Source organism: Rothia sp. 11254D007BW, from assembly GCF_053548195.1.
On sequence record NZ_JBPWPK010000001.1, the window covers coordinates 645,837 to 668,327 of the forward strand.

Here is a 22,491-nt window from a genome sequence, read left to right on the forward strand (position 1 = left end):
GCTTGGCTAGGCGGTAGAGTAGTGAGGTGCGTTCTATAGCCCTGGTCACCGATTCATCGTCCGCCATACCCGCCCCCACCCTTGAACTACTCAAGGCCGAGGGCGGGTTTAGTCTGGTTGAGCTACCTGTATCGGTGGGCGACCGTGCTTTAAATGACCTACCGGCCGATCAGGTAGATGCCGCTATCGCTTTAGCCCATGTTCAGGGGGAGCAGGTGCTGACCTCCGGCGTTGCGCCGGGTACCCTGGTGGACGCCTACGAGCAGCTGGCAGCCCAGGGCTACTCTGCGATTATTTCGGTTCATTTATCGGGGGAGCTGTCGGGTACCTGCGATGCGGCCCGTTTAGCGGCGCAACTGGTCGATGTGCCGGTGGTGGTGGTTGATTCGCTGAACCTGGCGATGGGGCTGGGGGAGCCGGTGGTGCGGCTACACCGCCTGCTAGCTCACGAGCATAATGTTGAGCAGGCGACGGCTCTTGCCGAGGAGCTGTGTGCCGCTACTGAGCTTTTTTTCTTTATCCCGACCCTGGATGCTCTGAAACGAGGCGGACGTGTCAGCCCCGCTCTGGCTACGGTGGGGCAAATGTTTCAAATTCGCCCTGTAGCTACCGTGCTCGATGGGAAGTTGCACTATGTGGAGCGTCCACGAACTACGGCTAAGGCGATTGAACGGCTTGCGGCATTGACCGAACAGGCCAGTGCTCAGCGGGCGGGTGAGCTCCCCCTGGACGTGCCTCTGAAAGATAGGGAGTCAGCCAATCTGCTGCGCCGCCAGGGGCAGGTGGTTGCCATCCATTACAGCGGCAATGAGGAGCAGGCGCGGGAGTTTAAACAGACCCTGGGGTCTATCGCCTTGGGGGCCGTGCTAACGCCCCTGCCCCCGGTGCTCTCTGCCCATACGGGTTTGGGGGCCCTGGCAGCCGTTATTTTCTAGGTGGTACAGAACCCCTGTGGATAGAGGACTGGAGCGCGACATCTTGTGACTCGAGTGCACCACCTGCGAAGTTTCTGGGGCTAATTTCCGCAGGCTGGTGAGAGGGGCTCTATCCACAGGTGCCGTCGGCCTTGGCCTAGCCGCTCGGAAGCTCTTAGCCTGGGGCCATGTCTCAGAACTCTAGGTACCCCGCTGATACCCTACCGTCTATCTCGGATGAAACTGCCGATACCTATGCAGATCAGCCGAGTCAGACCGATTATCTCTTGCGCAGCAGGCGCCACGGTGAGGCCTCTGCGAGCGCCTCCCGGAATCCCCGTCATCGGGCGCTTCTTGAGCGTGCTTTGGCGTCTTCCGGTTCGGAGGCCCCCGGTCTTGGTCCGCAGGCTTCGGTGACCCGGTGGCGGGTACCCACGGGTGCTCTGGTGATTCTTGCTCTTGTCTTGGGTCTGGTTGCTCTGTGGCCTGTGGTGTTTTCTGGTAGTGGCTCGTCTGTGTCAGCGGTTCCTGTGGCTCCTTCTGAGGGCGCCGTGGTGCCGGGCGATGGGGGCAGCCCGGTGCCGGGTGATGGGGCTGGGCAGGGACTGGGCACCGGGGAGGCCGCTGCCTCAACGGAGACGCAAGGGGGAGGTGCGCCTGTGGTGGTTCATGTTGCCGGCGCGGTGCAGACTCCGGGAGTCTACGAGCTGGATTCTGGAAGCCGGGTGAACGATGCGGTTACAGCTGCCGGTGGTCTCAGGGGCGATGCTGATACATCGGCGATTAACCTGGCAGCCTCTGCCAGTGACGGGAGCCAGGTCTATATTCCGGTGCAGGGCGAGGCACTACCTAGTTCGGCGGGAGGCACAGAGGCCGCTCATAGTTTCGCGGGTATGGGCCTCGGTACAGACCGGGGTGCGGACGCCGCCGGGCTAGTGAATATCAATACGGCAAGTGCCGAAGAACTTCAGACCCTGCCGAAGGTCGGCCCGGTGCTGGCTGCATCGATTATTAGCTGGCGGGAGCAGTACGGGGGTTTCAGCTCGGTGGATGAGCTGGATCAGGTTTCGGGTATTGGGCCAGCCACTCTTGAAGCTCTCCGCCCGTTGGTGACGGTATGAAAAGGGTTCTGGCTGCTGGGCGGAGCTGGCAAAAGGCTCAAGCAGAACGGGCCGAACATCGGCGGGTACAACCGCGCTTGACCGACGCCCGTCTTGTGGTACCTGCTGTTGGTCTCTGGTGTTTTACTGCCCTGTGGATTCTTGCCGGATCCCGGTGGGCGATCTGGGCTGGAGCCTTGCTCGCCTGCCTTGCCCTGGGCTTCTGGTGCAGTGCGCAGCTTTTAGCCCGGAAAAGTGTTGTGAAGGTGAAAGGTTCACTGGCCCAGGCACCGATCTTTGTGTCGTATGCCCTGGCGCTAACCTGCCTGCTCGCTGCCTTACAGACGGTTGCCCTTCAGACCAGGGGCTACCCTCAACAGTGGGAGCTGATGCAGGCTCTAAACGGGCAGGGAGTACGAGTGACAGCTGAAGTAACTGAGGCCAGGCCTGCTCCGACGGGTGGGTATAGGTTGCAGGTAGTAACCGTGGAGATGAGACAGGCTTCAAGAACCTGGGACCAGCGGGCACCGCTCACCGTCTATACAGATAAACTTTTTATTCCGGGGAGCACTGTCAGTGCGGTGGGGGAGTTGAAGGTCAGCGGAACCTACTACAGGTTGCAGGGAACTGTGAGCCTACTGGAGCAACCGGCTTCTGCAGCCCCTCTCTTCGAACTTAAGAGCGGGTTGCGCGATAGGGCAGTGGACCAGCTAGGTGCCGAACGAGCTGGCCTGCTCCTGGGTATGGCCTACGGCGATGATTCTTCCCTGCCTGCACCGGCTCTTTCATCTTTGCGGGTAGCCGGTCTAACGCACCTGACAGCTGTTTCGGGAGCCAACATTACCCTGATTTTTGTCGTCGCCTACCGTCTGCTCTACCCGCTGTGGCCCCGGCGCCCTGCCCTCATAGCAGTCGGAGTAGCCGCGTCATCGGCCTACGTCGTGCTGGTAGGGCTTGACGGTTCTGTACTCAGAGCCTGGGTAATGGGGCTGCTGGGAGCTCTAGGTCTGATTCTTGGCCACGGAGCCTATCGTCTGGCTTTCCTCTCGACCTGCGTGATGGCTCTTCTTCTGGCAGCGCCACCCCTTGCCACCCACTATGGCTTTATTCTCTCGGTCGTGGCTACAGCGTCCCTCCTGATCCTGGCACCGGCAATCTCGCGTCTCCTCAGCAGGGTACTTCCCCTTCTGCTTGCAGATGTGGTAGCCCTACCCTGTGCAGCTAGCCTCTGGTGCGCGCCGGTTATCCTGATACTTTCCGAGTCCTTCTACCCCTATACGGTCCTAGCTAATCTCCTAGCCGCCCCTTTGGTAGCACCTATTACTGTGCTGGGGTTACTGGCCCTCATCGGCTACGCCCTGGGACTAGCCCAACCCCTGCTCGATGCCCACATGAATCTCGGTGGCTTTCTTACCCAGGGGCTACTAGCGGTTGCTGCGTGGTGCTACAAGTTACCTGCCAGCCAGCTGCCCCTAGCGCTTTCACCGCTTACTCTAGGGCTGACCCTGCTGGCCGTTGTGGGTATCAGCTGGCTGGTTCTCGCAGCGGATAGGTCTCTCAACTCCCTGCCTCAGGCTCGCTTGCCTCGGCTGCTAGGGGGCAGGACGTGAACCGCAGGAGAAACAAAAGCCTCGTCGATCTGACCCTTCTAGTGCTCGTGATAGGTCTAGCGGTTTTCCTGCTCCACGACCGTTGGCCGGCTGCACACCGGGCCCCTGATAACTGGCAGTGGATTACCTGCGATGTAGGCCAGGGGGACGCCCACCTCATCCGCACCGGCCAGCAATCGGCCTACCTTCTCGATACCGGCAACGATTACTCGGCCCTCAAATCTTGCCTTGACTGGGCCGGAGTAGACCAGCTGGAAGCCGTGCTCATTACCCATGCCCACAGCGACCACGATGGGGCACTACAACAGGTTCAAAGTGACTTCGCCCAGCCGACGCTGGTGACGTCACCCCATTACAGCAGGCAGGGGGAGCAGACCCCGGTCACGCAAGGAATAGCTGCCTATCGGCTTGCTGCGGGCTCGGCTTTCCCCTCAGAGTCTGTTACCGCAGGGCGGTACGAGGTAGCCGGTCAGCCCCTGGGCCGGGTGCTCTGGCCCCCGGCCCAGGCCCAGAGGATTCCCGGTGCGACCGGTTCCTCTAGCTGGATCAACAATTCCTCCCTCGTCATCCACTGGTCTCTGCCTGCCAGGGCGACCGGTCAGAGGCCGCTGACCGTGCTCACCACGGGGGATCTTGAAGCGGACGCCGCCCACCGGCTTCTTGCCGAATCGGCAGAGCAGGTGCCTGCCGACGTCCTTAAAATAGCCCACCACGGCTCGGCGGGCAGCGGCACCGACCTGATCATCGCAGCCAGCCCTTCCCTAGCGCTCATCCCTGTGGGAGCAGGCAACAGTTATGGGCACCCGCATGAGAGTATTCTCAGCTTCCTGAACCGACGTTCTATCCCCGCTGCCCGCACTGACCTTTCGGGGCATCTGGCGCTGACCACCAGTGACCGGGGGATTGAGGTGACCGCCTCGGGCTAAACCTGCACAAAAGCGCTTTATCTGACAAGATAGAAAGGCACCCAAGGAGGATACATGGCACGCACACCCCGCACCCGCTCAGCTGGCCCAGATAACGGTTGGCGATCGGTCCCGCTTGCTCCGCTTGTTTTGCTGTACGGGCCCGAAGAATACTTTGCCTCCCGGGCAACCCAGCGGCTTCGCCAGCTCTTTGCAGAGGCCCAGGGAAGTTACGAGCTCACAAGTCTCTCGGCCAAAGATTACCGGGCCGGGCAGCTAGACGTCCTTGCCAGCCCCTCCCTTTTCGACGAACCCAAAATCATTGAGGTCACCCAGGTGGCCTCCATGAGCGACGCCTTCCTGCAGGACGCTCTTGCCTATGCCGCTGCGCCCCACGACTCCACCCTGGTGATACTGCACCACGCAGGCGGTAACAGGGGCAAAAAGCTCATTGATACCATCAAGGCCAATAAGTCCTACCCGGTGGTCGAGTGTAAGGCCCTTAAGAATGAACGCGACCGGCTGGATTTCGTCATTTACGAGTTCCGCTCAGCCCAGCGCTCTATTGACCCGCCCGCAGCGGCAGCTCTCGCGGCAGCAACCAGTGATATCTCAGAACTAGCCTCGGCTGCCCGCCAGCTCATTGCAGATGAGCCGGGTACCATCACTGTAGACACCATCGACCGCTACTTTGGCGGCCGTACCGAGGTCACCGCCTTTAAGGTGGGCGATGCTGCGGTAGCTGGCAACAGCAGGGAAGCCATTAAACTGCTCCGCCAGGCGATCGATACCGGAAGCGATCCTATCCCCATCCTGGGTGCCCTGGCTGCCCGCATGCGCAACATTGCCAAAGTGCACGGGGTGCGCGGCAACTCCAACCAGTTGGCGGGCGACCTTAAGATGGCTCCCTGGCAGGTAGAAGCTGCCCAGCGGGATTCCCGCAGGTATGCGCCTGCCGACCTGGCTCGCGTCCTTGCCCTGCTGGCCGATACCGATGCCCAGCTCAAGGGCGAGAATCTTGACTCTTTCTACCCCCTAGAAAAAGCCGTCCTGGCTATTTCCCAGGCCTCCCGCACCCACTAGCGACAGGGCAAGAAAGCACAAGGCCCCGCTCCCATGAAAGGGAGCGGGGCCTTGCGTCACTTCGCTCTTAGACGCCGGCTAGAGGGGCCGGAATATAGAACTTAGGAAAGCTTGTTGACGAGAACGGTCAGACCGGACTTCTTGTTAGCTGCGTTCTTCTTGTGCAGAACACCCTTAGAAACAGCCTTGTCCAGCTTGCGGTTCGCAACACGAAGAGCTTCAGTTGCTGCTTCAACGTTCTGAGCTTCAACTGCCTCGTTGACCTTACGGATGGAGGTCTTGAGATCTGACTTGATTGCGTTGTTGCGCAGACGAGCCTTCTCGTTGGTGAGGATGCGCTTCTTCTGGGACTTGATGTTAGCCACGATTAAAAACTTTCTGTTTTTGTCTAATTGGTCGGTGAGGGCTGCGCTGACCGGTCATCGACTGAGCGGCGTGGGGATGCCTATGGCAACCAGTCAGCAGTGCCCGATGACCATCGGACACACAAGGGTTAACTTTATCAGCTCCACCCATGCTTAGGGCAGAGATATAAGCAACAATTTTTCTTAGACCCTGCCAGGTTGGGTGGAGCAGGCTCGCAGCGAAGCTGCTGGCTCGGCGGCTGGCGTGAATCGCTTGTGAGCGAAGCGAACCAGCGAGAGGGTCGGCAGCGAGCGCGAGCCTGTGTAACCCCTTTGAGTAAGTCTCTTAGCGACGGCGGTAGGCTTCGGCGATGAAGTCGAAGGTTGCCCGGTCCATGATGGCTCCCTCGCGGCGGATACCGTTCGGGTTGAGCTGGATGACCCGGTTGAGTTTGACCTCGGAGTCGCGTCCTTCCTTGTCCCATACGCCTGCGCCGATGTCCAGGTAGTTGGGGTCGACGGTGCGGGAGTTGGAATGGTCCTTGCTGGTGAGCATCAGTCCCAGAAGGTAGGAACCGGAACGTCCGATGACTAGGACAGGACGGTCCTTGCCCTGGCTGTAGTCTTCTTCAAAGGGGACCCAGGCCCAGACGACCTCGCCGGGGTCGGCGTCGCCGTCGAGAGCGGGGGAGTAGTCAAAGGCTACCGAGCCGAAGTAGTCGCCGGGGTAGCCGCCCTGCTCCCAGCTTCCGCCAGCAGGAGCGGACGCACCCGCCCCCTTTCCTGCCGGGTAGCCGGTGGCGTAGGGGTTAGAGGGAGCAGAAGGTCGGGTGGAACCACCAGTTGGGGCCTGCTGGGTACCGCCTGAGCCGAAGGTACCGAAGTTGCCGCTACCGGCGTCCGGACGCTGCTGGGTTCGGGTGCCGGCGCCCTGCTGCTTGTTCTTCTGGTTCTGGTACTTGTTCCATTCCCGGTAGATGCGCTGGCCGATGTTCAGTGCCTGCTGGATAGTTCGCATGTTGATCTTCATGGTCACTACAATAATCGCTGCTCATCGGCGCGCGAGCAGACACGCACCGGCTAAATGTGAGAAACTGGTTAACTGATTTCTACCGTCAGAGACCCGGTAGGCTCCCATGAGCTTTCTGAGAGTCGTGAAAGGACCCAACACACGTGTCACCCTTGGCGACCAACCCGCCCAAACCGGCGGCCACTGACCCTTCCGTTATCCGTAACTTCTGCATCATTGCGCATATTGACCACGGTAAGTCCACCCTGGCTGACCGCATGCTGCAGGCCACCGGCGTGGTTACTCCGCGCGAGATGAAGGCCCAGTACCTTGACCGCATGGATATCGAGCGTGAGCGCGGTATCACTATTAAGTCCCAGGCTGTTCGTATGCCCTGGGAGGTGGACGGCGTCAACTATGCCCTGAATATGATTGACACCCCCGGTCACGTGGACTTCACCTACGAGGTCTCTCGTTCTCTGGCTGCGTGTGAGGGTGCCCTGCTGCTGGTGGATGCTGCTCAGGGTATTGAGGCTCAGACCCTGGCTAACCTCTACCTGGCTATGGAAAATGACCTGACCATTATTCCGGTGCTCAATAAGATTGACCTTCCGGCAGCCCAGCCCGATAAGTATGCCGAGGAGCTGGCTAACCTGATTGGTGTTGAGCCTGAGGATGTGCTGCGGGTTTCGGGTAAGACCGGTGAGGGTGTGCCCGAGCTGCTGGACCGCATCGTTGAGCTACTGCCCGCGCCCGAGGGTCAGGCTGATGCCCCCGCTCGCGCCATGATTTTTGACTCTGTCTACGACTCCTACCGCGGTGTGGTCACCTATGTTCGTGTGGTGGACGGCAAGCTGGAACCCCGCCAGAAGATTAAGATGATGTCTACCGGCGCCGAGCACGACCTGCTGGAAATCGGTGTGATTTCTCCCGAGCCCAAGCCGACCGACGGCCTGGGCGTGGGCGAGGTGGGCTACCTGATTACCGGTGTGAAGGACGTCCGCCTGTCCCGCGTGGGTGATACCGTTACCGGTGCCCACAAGCCTGCCGCAGAAGAGCTGGGTGGCTACGAAGACCCCAAGCCCATGGTTTTCTCTGGTCTCTTCCCGATTGACGGCTCTGACTACCCGGCCCTGCGTGACGCCCTCGATAAGCTGCAGCTCAACGACGCCGCCCTGATTTACGAGCCTGAGACCTCTGCGGCTCTAGGCTTTGGTTTCCGCTGTGGCTTCCTGGGCCTGCTTCACCTTGAAATTGTGCGTGAGCGTCTGGAACGCGAGTTCAACCTCGACCTGATTTCTACTGCCCCCAACGTTATCTACGATGTGGTGGCTGAGGACGGCACCGCCCAGCGCGTGACTAACCCCTCCGAGTTCCCCGAGGGTAAGGTCGCTACCATTCGCGAACCGATGGTAGCTTGCACCATCATTGCCCCGAACGAGTTTGTGGGCGCGATTATGGAGCTGTGCCAGTCCCGCCGCGGCACCATGGGCGGCATGGACTACCTTTCCCAGGATCGCGTGGAACTGCGCTACCGCCTGCCCCTGGCCGAAATTGTCTTTGACTTCTTCGACCAGCTCAAGTCCAAGACCCGCGGTTATGCTTCTCTGGACTGGAAGTTTGACGGTGAGGAAGAAGCCGATCTGGTCAAGGTCGATATTCTGCTGCAGGGTGAGAAGGTTGACGCTTTCTCAGCTATTACCCACCGCGATAAGGCCTACTCCTACGGCGTGATGATGACCGGCAAGCTGCGCGAACTGATCCCTCGTCAGCAGTTCGAGGTGCCGATTCAGGCTGCTATCGGTTCCCGCATTATTGCCCGTGAAAATATCCGCGCTATGCGTAAGGACGTTCTGTCTAAGTGCTACGGTGGCGATATTTCGCGTAAGCGTAAGCTGCTGGAGAAGCAGAAGGAAGGTAAGAAGCGTATGAAGATGGTGGGCCGTGTTGAGGTCCCCCAGGAAGCCTTCATCGCTGCCCTGTCCTCCGGTGAAGAAGGTAAGGACAAGGGCAAGAAGTAATGCCAGCCCAACCCCTGGGCGCTCCGGCCCCCTTGGACGGCAGAATCCCCGCTGATTCTGCCGTCCTCGGTCTTGAGCGTGATTTTTCTCTCTACGTGCACGTGCCCTTCTGTTCGGTGCGGTGCGGTTACTGTGATTTCAATACCTATGCCACCGAGGATTTCGGCAACGGGGTGGGTTTGGGCACTTATGCCGAGGACGCGATCGCTGAGTTGCGTTTTGCCCGGAAGGTTTTGCAGGAGTCGGGCGTCGCTGACCGTCTGCTCTACTCGGTCTTTTTTGGTGGGGGTACCCCCACCAAGCTGCCGGCAGCTGACCTTGTGAGGATTCTGCGCGAAGCGGTTGAGCTGTTTGGTGTAGAAGAGGGTGCTGAGGTAACGACCGAGGCCAACCCCGACTCGGTGACCCGTGAGGACCTTGAGACGCTGAAGGCCGGTGGCTTTACCCGGGTGTCCTTCGGTATGCAGTCGGTGGTACCTGAGGTACTTGAGGTGCTTGATCGTACCCACACTCCGGCGAATGTTCCCAAGGTGGTTGCCTGGGCCAAAGAGGTTGGGCTGCAGGTGTCGGTTGATCTGATTTACGGGTCACCGGGGGAGAGTCTGGCCCAGTGGGAGCAGTCGGTGCGGGCTGCGGTGTCGTATGCCCCCGACCATATTTCTGCCTATTCGCTCATTGTTGAAGAGGGTACCAAGCTAGCTGCCCAGATTCGGCGGGGTGACTACACCATGCCCGATGAGGACCTGATGGCAGATATGTACCTGCTGGCTGAGCAGATTTTCAATGAGGCCGGCTACCACTGGTACGAGGTGTCGAACTACGCCAAGTCACCGGAGTACCGTTCCCGCCATAACTATGCCTACTGGCGCAACCAGGACTGGTGGGGAATTGGCCCCGGCGCCCACTCGCATGTAAACGGCACCCGCTGGTGGAACCTCAAACACCCGGTACCCTATGCCAACCGAGTCCGGACTGGTCAAAGCCCGGCTGCTGCCCGCGAGGTTTTGGGGGAGCAGACCCGTAGGTTTGAGGACATCATGCTACAGGTCAGGGTCATTGACGGCCTAGATATTTCCCGCCTGCTGGAGGGTGGCGATGCTGCCCGAATCGAGGCGTCCCTGAACTGGCTTGAGGGGCAGGGTTTGATTGACCCCGAGGCGAGAGCAGGCGGACGAGTGCAGCTCACCCTCCAGGGGCGCCTGCTGGGCGACGCGGTGACCAGGGAGCTCCTCCCCGATATTGACAGCTAACTGCTTTTCCCCACCAGGGGAAACGATAGGGGGCGGTCTGACTCAGCTGAGTCAGACCGCCCCCTTCATGTTCTAGCAACCCGGGTGCCTACTTACCGCGGCGAGTGAGCTTGCTGAAAAGACGGGTATTGCCCTTGTACTGGTAGGGGTTGCCGCGGGTTACCTTTACACCGGCGATCAGAGCTGAGATAGCCAGGTAGGTCCAGGCCAGGGCAGCAATCAGGCCAAAGAGCCAGCCGATAGCCGGAATGTTGCTGAGCATAATAGAGACGGCCAGAACCAGGGTGGGCAGCAGGGTGAAGTCGAGAGCTTCACGGGATTCCTGCTCGGTGAAGGGGCCGCGGCCTCGGTAGAGGTAGTAGATGACGGCCGCGGGAATACAACCTAGCACGCCCCCAAAGTGTGCAGCGGTTGCGATATTGCGGTCTGCGCTAACAGACAGGTGTGCAGCGGTTGCAGGTGACCCCTTGTAGGCGGTCGAGGAAGGTGCTGATGCGGTCTTCAAGAATTCTTCTCTTTGAGGTTGAAGGGCGAATGAGTGATGCGCAGGCTTTTAAGCCCACCAGTCACAATTTTAGTCAAAGCCGGGGGAGGGCGGTATATGTGAAGCCTGCGAATTTATGGGGGAGCAGGACGATATTTGTCACACTGCCTGTACCCGCTCTAGCCTGCTGGCCCGTCAAGGGTGACGAAGTCAATGAGGTGTTCTACCGGCCCTAAGAGACTTGGTTCAAGGTCGGTGTAGGAGTTGACCCTCTTGAGAATGGAATCCCAGCCAGCGCGGACGTCCTCGGGGGTCTCTGCCGCCCGCCCGAAACGCCGCAGTATGCCGGTCTTCCAGTCTTCCCCGCGGGGAACCTCGGGCCAGGCCTGTAAGCCCAATACCTGGGGCTTGACGGCCTGCCAAATATCCACAAAGGGGTGGCCCACAATCAGCACGTTATCGCGGGCACCTGCCACAGCCATAGCCTCTTGCGCGATGCGCTCTTCCTTACTCCCTGCCACCAGGTGGTCTACCAGAATTCCGAGTTTGCGGTGGGAGGCCGGGCCAAAACCTGTAACCGCTGCGGCGAGATCGTCAACCCCGTGCAGGGGTTCCACCACGATACCCTCAACCCGTAGGTCGTGGCCCCAGACCTTCTCAATAAGCTCAGCATCGTGCACGCCCTCCACCCAGATACGGCTGGCCCTGGCCGTCCGTGCCGGAGCGTTCTCCACCGCAACCGACCCCGACCGAGAAACCTGCCGTGTAGCGGTCTTAGGTTTCTGTTGAGGTTTGGTTAGATCAATGCTGCGGCCCTCAAGCAAAAAACCCGGGCCCAGGGGGAAGAACTTGATACGGCCCCGCCGGTCTTCGAGGCCCACTTGAGGGCCGGACGCCGTAGCCCGCAGGGTCACTGCCGCCCCCACAAAGCCGGTGGCGGCGTCCTCTAGCACCATGCCGGGGGCAAGAGGTACCTTGGGCAGGGCAGGACGGTGGGAGGTGAGGTCAGCCTGACCCCAGGTATCGCGGTAGTCCATCGGTGTGTCTCTCACTCTCTCATCCAGGGGCATTAGCCGTCAGCGTATCGAGTTCTGATTCTAGTTCAGTGGTATTAGAGTTAACGGGTAACTTAGCACTCAAGGTCATCAAGTGCTAACCTAGCCCCGCAGACCTCTTCGCCCACCAGGCGAAGACCTATGAGCCCAGGAGGTGCCGTGAACCACCCGAGACGCTTGCAAGTTCTGCAAGCCATCGTCGAAGAATACGTGCACACCCGTGAGCCCGTGGGGTCTAAAACCCTGCTTGAGCGGCATCAGCTGGGGGTTTCCAGCGCCACCGTGCGTAACGATATGGCGGCCCTCGAAGAGCAGGGCCTGATCCAGGCCCCCCACGCCAGTGCCGGGCGGGTGCCCACCGACCGGGGCTACCGCCTTTTCGTTGACCAGATATCGTCCCTACAGCCTCTCTCTGACGCTGAAAAACGGGCGATTCGAACCCTTCTCGATAGCGCCGAAAGCGTTGATGAGATGATGAAGACCAGCGTGCGTCTACTCTCATCGCTCACCCACCAGGTAGCTATGGTGCAGTACCCCACCGGCCCGGCTACCAGCGTGCGCCATATCGAGCTGGTTTCCCTCTCCAGCACCACGGTTCTGCTGATTCTTATTACCGACTCCGGCCAGGTAAACCAGCGCACCCTCACCCTTGCCCACAACCCCGAAGAGCTTGCAGTAGCCCGCCAGCAGCTCCTTGACCTCTACGCCAACCGTACGCTCGACAGCATAGCCGCAGCACCGGCGTCCGCCCCCGGCAATAACCTGCTCAGCCCCCTCACCGAGGCCCTGCACCTACTCGCCGCCCAGGGTGCCTCTTCTCAGGTACTGATTGCAGGTACCTCCTACCTTGCCGCCTCGACCGTAGATTTCAGGGGCAGCATCGCCCCGGTGCTCGATGCCCTAGAAGAGCAGGTTGTGCTGCTGAAGTTACTCACCGACCTAGACCACGATGAACGCGGATTTGCCGTGAGTATCGGCTCTGAGAACCGCAGCGAATCCCTAGCCGAAACCTCGGTCGTCGCCAGTAGCTACGGGCCCGGGGGAGCTGCCCACGTGGGAGTCGTTGGCCCCACCCGCATGGACTACACCAGCACCGTCTCCAAGGTCAACGCCGTAGCCCGCTACCTATCCAAGATTTTGGGCCAGGCCTAGCCCTGCGCCTACCCCCTTTAAACCAGCCCATCGAAAGAGAGAACCAGTGAGCAGTCACTACGAAACCCTCGGCGTCTCACGCGATGCCAGCCCCGAAGAAATCAAGAAGGCCTACCGTAAGAAGGCCCGCCAGTTGCACCCCGACATCAACCCTTCGGAAGAAGCTGCCGAGGAGTTCAAGCGCGTCTCCCTCGCCCACGATGTGCTCTCTGACCCCGAAAAGCGCCGCATCTACGACCAGACCGGCAACGAAAACGGCACCGCCGGTGGCTTCGGTGCAGGAGCAGGCGGCTTCGGCGGGGGCTTTGGCGGCTTCCAAGATATCTTCGATACCTTCTTCAACTCTGCCCCGCGCGGCCCCCAGAGCCGCGTCCGCCAGGGCCAGGACGCCCTCATCAACGTCAAGATCGACCTCAAAGATGCCGTCTTCGGCACCAACAAGCCCATCACCGTTGATACCGCCGTTACCTGTGACCTCTGCAAGGGCGAAGGAACCGCCGAGGGCACCCACCCCGAAACCTGCGACACCTGCCACGGCCAGGGCTACATGCAGCGCCAGGTCCAGTCAATTCTGGGCACCGTCGTGCAGCCCGTTGAGTGCCCCACCTGCCGCGGGTTCGGCACCGTCATCAAGCACCCCTGCGCTGAATGCTACGGCGAAGGCCGCGTGCGGGAACGCAAGCCCCTCACCATCAAAATTCCCGCCGGCGTCACCAATGGCGCCCGCATCCGCCTGGCAGGCCAGGGTGAAGCCGGTACCGCAGGCGGCCCCAACGGCGACCTCTACGTTGAGCTGCGCGTCAACCCCGACCCCACCTTCAGCCGGGACGGCGATGACCTGGTAGCTACCGTCGGTGTGTCCATGACCGCAGCGGCCCTGGGCACCACCATCACCCTCGACACCTTCGACGGCCCCCAGCAGGTACAGATTCCCACCGGAACCCAGTCAGGTGACGTGGTCACTCTCAAGGACCTGGGCGTCACCCACCTGCGCGGCGGCGGCCGCGGCGACATCCGTGTGCAGATTGAGGTACGTACCCCCACCGACCTCACCGAGGAGCAGAAGAACCTGCTCAAGCAGTTCTCCGAGCTTCGCGGCGAAGACCTGCAGGTTAGCGAAACCGTCACCCATAAGCAGGGCGGCTTCTTCTCCCGCCTCAAAGACCACCTCAAATAGGACGACCCATGAGCAACGCTGTCTACTACATCGAACCTGACGAGCTGGCTGCCCTGACGCCAGGTGCCACCCTGCACCTGACCGGCGACGAGGGGCACCATGCCCTCGTTAAACGTCCGGAGCTCGGGGAAGGGCTCGACGTAGTAGACGGTGAGGGCAACCGCGCTATCACCCGGGTTACTGAGCTGGGTCAGGACGGCCCCGTGCTTGAGGTCCTCGAGCTCACCGAAGATACGGTGGGGGTAGAGATATACCTTGTGCAGGCCCTGGCTAAGGGGGATAGGGATATCCAGGCCATTGAGATGGCCACCGAGCTGGGTGCCCACGGTATTGTGCCCTGGAGCGCCGACCGGTCTATTGTGCGCTGGAAGATGGAGCGGGCCGTCAAAGCACGGGCAAAGTGGCAGAATACGGTGCGGGCAGCAGCTAAGCAGTCCCGCCGGGCCCTGCTGCCCCCGGTCTACGAGCAGCACTCAACCGCAGATTTAGCCGACCTTGCCCACGAGCTGGGGGAGGACGGCCTCTTCCTGGTTCTCCACGAGCAGGCAGACTACCGTCTCACCCAAGCACTTGAGCGGCACCTGACCGATCGGGTGAAAGAGGTCTACTTCATCGTGGGCCCCGAAGGCGGTATCAGCCCCCGAGAACTCGACCTGCTCGCAGAAGCCGGGGCCCACACGGTACTGCTTGGCCCAGAAATCCTCCGCAGTTCTACCGCCGGTGCAGCCGCTATTTCTGCCCTCAACGTTGCGCTAGGACGCTGGTAAACCCCGTTCTGCTACAGGTAAAGTAAGAACTACCGCGTACGCTTTGTATTTCAAGGAGCTCTGACAGCCCGCACGGGCATCTATGACTACCTCATCTACGGCTAGCAGCCGCCCCCTCTCTGTTGCCCGCACCTTCTCCTTCCGGTCAACCGAAGAGATGGTCGCGGTGCTTGGCCCCCACGACGGAAATATCACCCTCATCGAGCAGGCCTTTCCCGGGCTCACCATTCGCCCTAAGGGGCTAGACGTCATCGTTACCGGTCCCTCAGAAACCGTAGCCACCACCGTCCGTCTGCTGGCTGAACTCACCATTTTGGTAGAGAACGACACCCAGGTCACCGGCGAGGTGGTCAAGCGCATCATGGGCATGATGACCGCCAGCCTCTCCCACCCAGCTACCGCGATTAGCCAGAATATTCTGAGCTCCCGGGGCAAGAATATTCGCCCGAAGACCATTAACCAGAAGTCCTATGTCGATGCTATCGATGCCAACACCGTGGTCTTTGGCATCGGCCCGGCAGGTACCGGTAAGACCTACCTGGCCATGGCCAAGGCGGTACAGGCCCTCCAGTCAAAGGAAGTCAACCGCATCATTCTGACCCGCCCCGCTGTTGAAGCTGGCGAGCGCCTAGGCTTCCTACCCGGGTCGTTGAACGAGAAAATTGACCCCTATCTACGCCCGCTCTACGATGCGCTGCACGATATGTTGGACCCCGAGACCATTCCCCGCCTGATGGAGGCCGGGACCATTGAGGTGGCGCCCCTGGCCTATATGCGCGGTCGTACCCTGAACGACGCTTTTATTATTTTGGACGAAGCGCAGAACACTACGGTGGAGCAGATGAAGATGTTCCTGACCCGTTTGGGCTTTGGGTCGAAGATGGTGATTACCGGTGACGTCACCCAGGTGGACCTGCCCGGTGGTCAGTCCTCAGGTCTGAAGCAGATTCGTCAGATTCTTGAGGGTATTGACGATATCCATTTCGCGGTTCTGCAGGCTGAGGACGTGGTACGCCACTCCTTGGTCTCGGATATTGTAAGTGCCTACGATAAGTGGGATGATGCCAAGACCTCGATGGAGCGCCGCCGCAATCGCAAGGTCAAGCGCCAGACCATTGAGGCCGCGGCCGAAAAGCTGCTGCAGCAGTCAGGTATTGATGTAACCCCCGAAGAGAAGGCCTAGCCCTGTGAATATTGAGTTTGATATTGAAGAGCCCGGCGCAGAGGCGAGCGACTTTGTGCGTGAGTCTTTTGAGGCTGTTGATACCGGTGTGCTGGAGAAGCTTGTAGCCCATGCCTTTGCCCATATGAAGGTCTCGCCTGAGACTGAGCTGTCTATCGCTATTGTGGGCGAAAGCGAAATGGAGCGCATCCACATCGATTGGATGGACCTGCCCGGCCCCACCGACGTGATGAGCTTCCCCATGGACGAGCTCACCCCCGGCACCGACGACCAGCCGGCCACCGGCGTCCTCGGTGATATTGTCCTGTGCCCGCCCGTTGCCGCCCGTCAGGGGGCGGACGCCGGCCACAGCACCCTCGATGAGCTCTGCCTACTCACCACCCACGGCATCCTGCACTGCCTGGGTTATGACCACGCCACCGCGGAAGAAGAGGCCGAAATGTTCAGTATTCAGCGCACCATTCTTGAAGAGTTTCTGGGGCGCCCGGCACCTGTAGAGACGAGGCACTAACCGGTGCTTTCTTCTGCTTTGCTGGCCTGTGCCGTCCTACTCTTAGTATTAGTGGGCTACCTGCTCACCGCCGTTGAGTCGTCCTACACCTATCTGCCCCGCTCTGAGGCCCAGCGCCTGGGGGAGGAGCCCGAGAACAAGAGCATTCGGGCTATTCTCACTGACCCCGAGCCCTACTTCCGGTCCCTGCGTATCTGGCGGGTTCTGGCTGAGGTGTCTTCGGTCGTCTGTTTCTTCCTGCTGGTCCACGACCTTTTCAGCCGCACCTGGGTGAGCGTCCTGGTCACCCTGCTGGTCATGACCGTTGTGGTCTTTGCCTTCTTCGGGGTTGCCCCTCGCCTGGTGGGCCGCACCAAGCACACCCAGGTCTTCTCGGCGATGGCCGGGGTGGTTTACGGGCTGGGCGTGCTCACCCGTCCCTTCTCGTCCGCTCTCACCGCCCTGTCCCGCAAGGTCAGCCCTAAGGACTCCGAGCAGGTGACCGGCATTTTCACTGAAGATGAGATTCTTGAGTTCGTTGACCGCGCAAGTTCTTCTGAGGCTATCGAAGACGACGAGGCAGAGATGGTTCAGTCCATCTTTGAACTCGATGAGACCCGCATCCGCTCAATTATGGTGCCGCGTGCCGATATGGTGACGGTTGACGTGACCGAAAGCCTGGACGACGCTATCTCCCTCTTCCTGCGGTCGGGCTACTCCCGCGTGCCGGTACTGGGGGAGTCCTTTGACGATGTGCGTGGCATGCTCTACCTCAAGGACGCCCTGGCCGCCTCACGCGAGGCGGGGGCAGACCTTAAGAGCTTGGGGATTACCTCTCTGATGCGCCCGGTCCGCTATGAGCCAGAATCCAAGCGCGTGATGGACCTGCTCAAGGAAATGCAGCGTGAATCTACCCACGTCGCTGTAGTCGTTGATGAGTACGGCGGAACCGCCGGCCTTGTGACCTTAGAGGATCTCATTGAAGAACTGGTCGGCGATATCTCTGACGAGTACGACAACGAGAAGCCTGAAATTACTCTGCAAGAGGACGGCACCTTCAAGATTAGTTCCCGCCTGAGCATCTGGGAGCTGGGCGAGCTCTTCGGCCTAGAACTTGATGATGAGGACGTCGATACGGTCGGCGGTCTGCTAGCTAAACACCTGGGTCGGGTACCGATTATCGGCAGCGAAGTTGTTGTTGAGGGTATTCACATTAAGGCTATTGGTTCTCGTGGGCGCCGCAATAAGATTGGCACGCTCTCTGTTTGGGCGGACCCTGCGTCGCAACACCCTGTAAAGTAAAGCCAAGACATTACTTAATCCCATCATTGGAGTATCTGCATGGAGTTTGCTTCCTTCCCCGACGACTACACTGCGGGCTTTGCCGTTCTGGTAGGCCGCCCCAACGCCGGTAAGTCAACCCTCACCAATGCGCTGGTCGGGCAGAAGGTCGCTATTACCTCCAACCGCCCGCAGACTACCCGCCACACCATCCGCGGTATTGTGCACCGTGAGGACTTCCAGCTGGTGCTGGTTGATACTCCCGGCCTGCACCGCCCCCGTACCCTGCTGGGTGAGCGTCTGAACGACATGGTGGCTCAGACTCTCTCTGAGGTCGACGTCATTGGTTTCTGCATTCCTGCCGACGAAAAAATCGGCCCCGGGGACCGCTACATTGCGCAGCAGCTGGCTGCCTCGGGCAACAAGCCCATCGTCGCTATCGTCACCAAGGCCGATAAGGTGGGCCATGAGCAGCTGACCGAGCAGCTTCTTGCCGTTTCGGCGCTGGGCGATGAGATTATGAGCGCTGAGCGGGCTGCCCGCCAGCAGCGCCGCGAACGTCAGGAACGCAAGAAGAAAGGGGAGGAGCTTCCCTTCCGTAAGGGTAGCGGCCCGGCCGCTACCCGTGAGAAGGGTAAGGCTGCGCCTGCTCCCGTTAATGACGGCCGTGGCGGCTGGGCAGATATCATCCCGGTTTCTGCGGTCAAGGACTACCAGGTAGAAGAGGTCGCGAAGCTCCTTTCTTCCTACCTGCCTGACTCACCCCCTCTGTACCCCACCGGCGAGCTGACCGACGAGCCTGAGGCCACCCTGGTAGCTGAGCTGGTGCGAGAAGCGGCTCTGGAAGGCGTGCAGGACGAACTGCCCCACTCGGTAGCCGTCACCGTTGAAGAAATGGAACTGCGCGAGGGCCGTAGCAAGGAGAACCCCCTACTCGATATTCACGTGAACCTCTTTGTGGAGCGCGACTCCCAAAAAGGAATTATTATCGGTAAGCGGGGAGCTCGCCTGAAAGAAATCGGTCAAACTGCCCGTAAGAACATCGAGGCTCTGCTCGGCACCAAGGTCTTCCTCTCCATTCACGTGAAGGTTGCCAAGGACTGGCAGCGCGACCCCCGTGCTCTGGGCAAGCTGGGCTTCTAAGTTTTCTCCTCTGACCAGGAGTTTCCTCCCAGCCTTACCCCCTAAGCTGGGCTGAAGAAAATCGGTCACCCCCGTACCGTAGACGAATCGGAGATACCTTTTATGGCGCCACAGGGTCAGCCCCCGCAGCGAGTTGTTACGCCCTTGGGGCGTCATATGAGCAACCAACCGCTTAAGTCCCAGCGGGTCAAGTGGATAGCGCTCTCGTGCGTTGCCCTTCTCGCTATGGTGGTTGCTTTTAGCGGTTTTGCCCTGGTGCGTTTGCGCAGCAACGTACAGACCGCCGAGATAAACATTGGTGAGCTCTCGTCGAACCTTGCCAGTGGCCCACTCGACATTCTCGTGATTGGCTCCGATACCCGTGCGGGTAGCAATGGCGCCTACGGCACAGCTGAGGACGCCGCCTCCGGGGCGCGCTCCGATGTGATGATGCTGGTTCAGGTGAGCGAAGACCGTTCTAACGTCAACGTCATATCTTTCCCTCGCGACCTGATGGTCGATATTCCTAAGTGCACGGATGCCGAAACAGGTGAGGTCTACCCGGCTACCACCGAAACCCAGATTAATGAATCCCTCGAACGCGGTGGCCCCGGCTGTACCGTAGCCACGATTAGCAACCTCACCGGCATAGCTATTGACCACTTTATGCTGGTAGATTTTAACGCCGTTAAGGCTCTGTCGAGTGTCGTGGGCGGCGTTGAGGTCTGTGTGACCGAGCCGATTGACGACACCTACAGCGGGCTCAAGCTCCCCGCCGGCACTTCAAGCGTTGAGGGCGAACAGGCACTGGCCTTCCTACGTTCTCGCCATGGCTTTGGCGACGGTAGCGACACCGCCCGTATCCAGGCCCAGCAGAGCTTCCTTGCCTCCCTGCTCCGGAAGGTCCAGGCTGAGGGCACTCTCACCAACCCGGCAATGCTGCTCAACATTGCTGAGGCTATTACCCAGAATGTCACTATCGATAAGGAACTAACTAACCTGGGTAACCTGGTGAGCATCGGAACTATCTTTGCCAAGGTTGATCTGAGCAAGGTTGTCTTTGCAACCGTCCCCAACGAACCCTATATCTACGATGCAAATAAGCTCCAGCTATCGGCCGATTCAGAAGCTTTCTTTACGAAGCTTCAAAATGATGAATCCCTCGTCGAGCCTGCTGCCACTGCCTCTGCTAGCGCGAGTGAATCGTCCGCCCCGGCTGCTGAACTGACCTATTCGCTGGGTGTGAGCGTTACCGATGCCACCGGTGTTGAGGACCGTGCTGAAGAACTGGCTCCCAAGATTGAGCAGGCTGGCTTCACCTCGGTGACAACCACCACCACCGATGCGGTCTACACCGAGTCGGCAATTTACTACCCCTACGGTTATGAGGCCGAAGCTCAGGCTATTGCCGATCTCTTCGGTATAACCTCCCTGACTCCCTCGGACCAGTACGTGGGAATTGCCGTTGTTCTGGGATCAGACCTGGCTGAGAGCGACACCATTGAAGCCCCCCAATCTGAGATTGCAGCGGGTGCTACCGGCCAGACCGCCGATCAGGTGACCTGCCAGCAGTCTTTCAGCTACTAAGCACCCACAGCGGTTCCAAATAGTGGACGGGCGGTGGCAGGTTCTGCCGCCGCCCGTCTCTGCGTGGTACCGTGACAGTATGAGTGAGATGACACTGGTACTCCTTATCTGCCGTATCGAAGCGCCCCGGGTGTAGCTTCGATACGGGTCAGTGCTACCCGGGACGATACCCCTTCCTCACCGATCTCAACATCTAAGGTCATTACGATGAAAAACTTTCAGAAGCCCTCACCCATGCCCGTGCACAAGTACGTGCCATTTGACCAGCAGATTCAGGTTTCTTTGCCCGACCGCACCTGGCCTAATAAGACCATGACCAAGGCCCCCCGCTGGTGCGCTGTTGACCTGCGTGACGGCAATCAGGCCCTGATTGACCCCATGGACACCGAGCGCAAGCTGGCCATGTTCAAGCTCTTGGTCAAGATGGGCTACAAGGAAATCGAGGTTGGCTTCCCCTCAGCTTCAGCCACCGATTTTAACTTCGTGCGCACCCTCATCGAAGAGGGTCATATTCCCAATGACGTCACCATTCAGGTGCTGGTGCAGTGCCGTGAGCACCTGATTCAGAAGACTTTTGAGGCTATCGACGGGGCTCCCAAGGCTATCGTCCACTTCTACAACTCCACCTCTGTGCTGCAGCGTCGTGTGGTTTTCAACCAGGACCAGGACGGTATCTTGGATATCGCCCTCACCGGAGCCCGTCTCTGTAAGAAGTACGAAGAACAGCTGGCTGGCGACACCAAGATTACCTACGAGTACTCACCGGAGTCCTTCACCGGTACCGAGCTGGAATACGCGGTGCGGGTCTGCAATGCTGTGACCGATGAGCTGGGTATTGGCGAGGGCAACGAGGTTATTATCAACCTCCCGGCCACTGTCGAAATGGCTACCCCGAACGTGTATGCCGACTCTGTAGAGTGGGTCAGCCGCAACCTGACCAACCGGGAGCACGTCATCCTCTCCCTGCATCCCCACAACGACCGGGGCACCGGTGTGGCTGCAGCTGAGCTGGGCTACCTGGCCGGTGCAGACCGTATCGAGGGCTGTCTCTTTGGCAATGGCGAGCGCACCGGTAACGTTGACCTGATTACCCTGGGCCTGAACATGTACACCCAGGGTATCGACCCCGAAATTGATTTCTCCGACATCGACGAGATTCGCAGAACCGTTGAGTACTGCAACCAGCTATCCGTTCATGAGCGTTCCCCCTACGGTGGCGACCTGGTCTTCACCGCCTTCTCAGGCTCACACCAGGACGCCATCAAGAAGGGCTTCGAGCGTATGGAGAAGGACGCTGCTGAGCAGGGTAAGAGCGTCGATGATTTAGTATGGGCTGTTCCTTACCTGCCCATTGATCCCAAGGATCTGGGCCGTACCTACGAGGCTGTGATTCGTGTGAACTCCCAGTCGGGCAAGGGCGGGGTGGCTTACCTGCTCAAGAAGGACTTTGGGCTCGATTTGCCCAAGCGCGCTCAGCAGGAGTTCTCTGCTATTGTGCAGGCTCAGACCGATGCCCAGGGTGGCGAGGTTGAGAGCAAGGCCCTGTGGGATATTTTTGCCGATGAGTACCTGCCGAGCAGGGAGGCGGAAGCCCGCTGGGGTAAGTACCGCATTGAATCGCTCTCTATTGACTCTGAGGAGCACGGCGAGACCACTATGCGGGTTGGCCTGAATATTGCTGGTCATACCTACAACCGAGTGGGTCAGGGTAGCGGCCCTATCGAGGCGCTACAGTCGATTTTGGCCAAGGAGGGCGTGGACGTCCGCGTGCTCGACTACTCGGAGCACACCCTGGCTTCTGCGGCGAGCGCCCAGGCGGCCTCATACATTGAGGCAGCGGTGGGGAACCGGGTGCTGTGGGGTGTCGGTATCGACAGCTCGACCACTCGTGCCTCACTCAAGGCTATGATTTCAGCGGTGAACCGCGCACTGCGTGACTCTGCTGAGTAGAGCATAA

General features: G+C 59.8%; 20 protein-coding genes. 16 read left to right on the forward strand and 4 right to left on the reverse strand.

What is annotated here, in order from left to right:
- The first annotated feature begins 26 nt into the window (after positions 1-26).
- From ACEE43_RS02980 to holA, 5 genes are all read left to right on the forward strand, one after another.
- On the forward strand, positions 27-935 hold the full coding sequence (locus ACEE43_RS02980; RefSeq protein ID WP_449106856.1) for a DegV family protein: 909 nt from the start codon (positions 27-29) through the stop codon (positions 933-935).
- A 494-nt stretch (positions 936-1,429) separates the two neighbouring features.
- Positions 1,430-2,035, forward strand: a complete 606-nt coding sequence (locus ACEE43_RS02985) for a helix-hairpin-helix domain-containing protein (protein WP_449106857.1) — start codon at positions 1,430-1,432, stop codon at positions 2,033-2,035.
- Positions 2,036-2,280: 245 nt separating this feature from the next.
- Positions 2,281-3,624, forward strand: coding sequence for a ComEC/Rec2 family competence protein (locus ACEE43_RS02990; protein ID WP_449106858.1), 1,344 nt, complete (start codon positions 2,281-2,283; stop codon positions 3,622-3,624).
- Positions 3,621-4,550 (forward strand): ComEC/Rec2 family competence protein, encoded by a 930-nt coding sequence (locus tag ACEE43_RS02995; RefSeq protein WP_449106859.1) that lies wholly within the window; start codon positions 3,621-3,623, stop codon positions 4,548-4,550. Before ACEE43_RS02990 ends, ACEE43_RS02995 begins: the two co-directional genes overlap by 4 nt.
- Before the next feature lie 54 nt (positions 4,551-4,604).
- Positions 4,605-5,612, forward strand: a complete 1,008-nt coding sequence (holA, locus tag ACEE43_RS03000) for a DNA polymerase III subunit delta (protein ID WP_449106860.1) — start codon at positions 4,605-4,607, stop codon at positions 5,610-5,612.
- Between the two features lie 101 nt (positions 5,613-5,713).
- Here holA and rpsT read toward each other — a convergent pair whose 3' ends face one another.
- Both rpsT and ACEE43_RS03010 read right to left on the reverse strand, forming a co-directional pair.
- The gene (gene rpsT / locus ACEE43_RS03005) at positions 5,714-5,977 is read right to left on the reverse strand and encodes a 30S ribosomal protein S20 (protein WP_185172890.1); all 264 of its coding nucleotides are present in this window, start codon (positions 5,975-5,977) and stop codon (positions 5,714-5,716) included.
- 325 nt (positions 5,978-6,302) lie between these two features.
- Positions 6,303-6,986: a type II toxin-antitoxin system PemK/MazF family toxin gene (locus ACEE43_RS03010; protein ID WP_449106861.1), complete on the reverse strand. Its 684-nt coding sequence runs from the start codon at positions 6,984-6,986 to the stop codon at positions 6,303-6,305.
- A 143-nt stretch (positions 6,987-7,129) separates the two neighbouring features.
- On the opposite strand from ACEE43_RS03010, the gene lepA reads away from it, so the two are divergent.
- Both lepA and hemW read left to right on the forward strand, forming a co-directional pair.
- Positions 7,130-8,986, forward strand: a complete 1,857-nt coding sequence (gene lepA / locus ACEE43_RS03015) for a translation elongation factor 4 (RefSeq protein WP_237185701.1) — start codon at positions 7,130-7,132, stop codon at positions 8,984-8,986.
- Positions 8,986-10,236 (forward strand): radical SAM family heme chaperone HemW, encoded by a 1,251-nt coding sequence (gene hemW / locus ACEE43_RS03020; protein ID WP_449106862.1) that lies wholly within the window; start codon positions 8,986-8,988, stop codon positions 10,234-10,236. The genes lepA and hemW overlap by 1 nt, the downstream gene beginning before the upstream one ends.
- Before the next feature lie 88 nt (positions 10,237-10,324).
- Here hemW and ACEE43_RS03025 read toward each other — a convergent pair whose 3' ends face one another.
- Positions 10,325-10,741, reverse strand: a complete 417-nt coding sequence (locus ACEE43_RS03025; protein ID WP_449106863.1) for a DUF4870 domain-containing protein — start codon at positions 10,739-10,741, stop codon at positions 10,325-10,327.
- 158 nt (positions 10,742-10,899) lie between these two features.
- Positions 10,900-11,757, reverse strand: coding sequence for a DUF3097 family protein (locus ACEE43_RS03030; protein ID WP_449106974.1), 858 nt, complete (start codon positions 11,755-11,757; stop codon positions 10,900-10,902).
- Between the two features lie 177 nt (positions 11,758-11,934).
- Between ACEE43_RS03030 and hrcA the strand changes: the two genes are divergently transcribed.
- The 9 genes from hrcA (at position 11,935) to leuA (ending at position 22,484) form a co-directional block, all read left to right on the forward strand.
- On the forward strand, positions 11,935-12,927 hold the full coding sequence (hrcA, locus tag ACEE43_RS03035) for a heat-inducible transcriptional repressor HrcA (RefSeq protein ID WP_449106864.1): 993 nt from the start codon (positions 11,935-11,937) through the stop codon (positions 12,925-12,927).
- A gap of 46 nt (positions 12,928-12,973) precedes the next feature.
- Positions 12,974-14,104, forward strand: a complete 1,131-nt coding sequence (gene dnaJ, locus ACEE43_RS03040) for a molecular chaperone DnaJ (protein WP_431464732.1) — start codon at positions 12,974-12,976, stop codon at positions 14,102-14,104.
- 8 nt (positions 14,105-14,112) lie between these two features.
- The gene (locus ACEE43_RS03045) at positions 14,113-14,871 is read left to right on the forward strand and encodes a 16S rRNA (uracil(1498)-N(3))-methyltransferase (RefSeq protein WP_377129379.1); all 759 of its coding nucleotides are present in this window, start codon (positions 14,113-14,115) and stop codon (positions 14,869-14,871) included.
- Positions 14,872-14,953: 82 nt separating this feature from the next.
- Positions 14,954-16,054 (forward strand): PhoH family protein, encoded by a 1,101-nt coding sequence (locus ACEE43_RS03050; RefSeq protein WP_237193767.1) that lies wholly within the window; start codon positions 14,954-14,956, stop codon positions 16,052-16,054.
- A gap of 4 nt (positions 16,055-16,058) precedes the next feature.
- A complete protein-coding gene (gene ybeY, locus ACEE43_RS03055) occupies positions 16,059-16,565 on the forward strand; it encodes an rRNA maturation RNase YbeY (protein ID WP_449106865.1) in 507 nt (168 codons plus the stop codon).
- Between the two features lie 3 nt (positions 16,566-16,568).
- Entirely contained in the window at positions 16,569-17,846 is a 1,278-nt protein-coding gene (locus tag ACEE43_RS03060; protein WP_449106866.1) for a hemolysin family protein, read from the forward strand.
- A gap of 39 nt (positions 17,847-17,885) precedes the next feature.
- On the forward strand, positions 17,886-18,968 hold the full coding sequence (locus ACEE43_RS03065; protein ID WP_449106867.1) for a GTPase Era: 1,083 nt from the start codon (positions 17,886-17,888) through the stop codon (positions 18,966-18,968).
- A 156-nt stretch (positions 18,969-19,124) separates the two neighbouring features.
- Positions 19,125-20,534 (forward strand): LCP family protein, encoded by a 1,410-nt coding sequence (locus tag ACEE43_RS03070; protein ID WP_449106868.1) that lies wholly within the window; start codon positions 19,125-19,127, stop codon positions 20,532-20,534.
- A 207-nt stretch (positions 20,535-20,741) separates the two neighbouring features.
- Positions 20,742-22,484, forward strand: a complete 1,743-nt coding sequence (gene leuA, locus ACEE43_RS03075; protein WP_449106869.1) for a 2-isopropylmalate synthase — start codon at positions 20,742-20,744, stop codon at positions 22,482-22,484.
- Positions 22,485-22,491 lie beyond the last annotated feature (7 nt).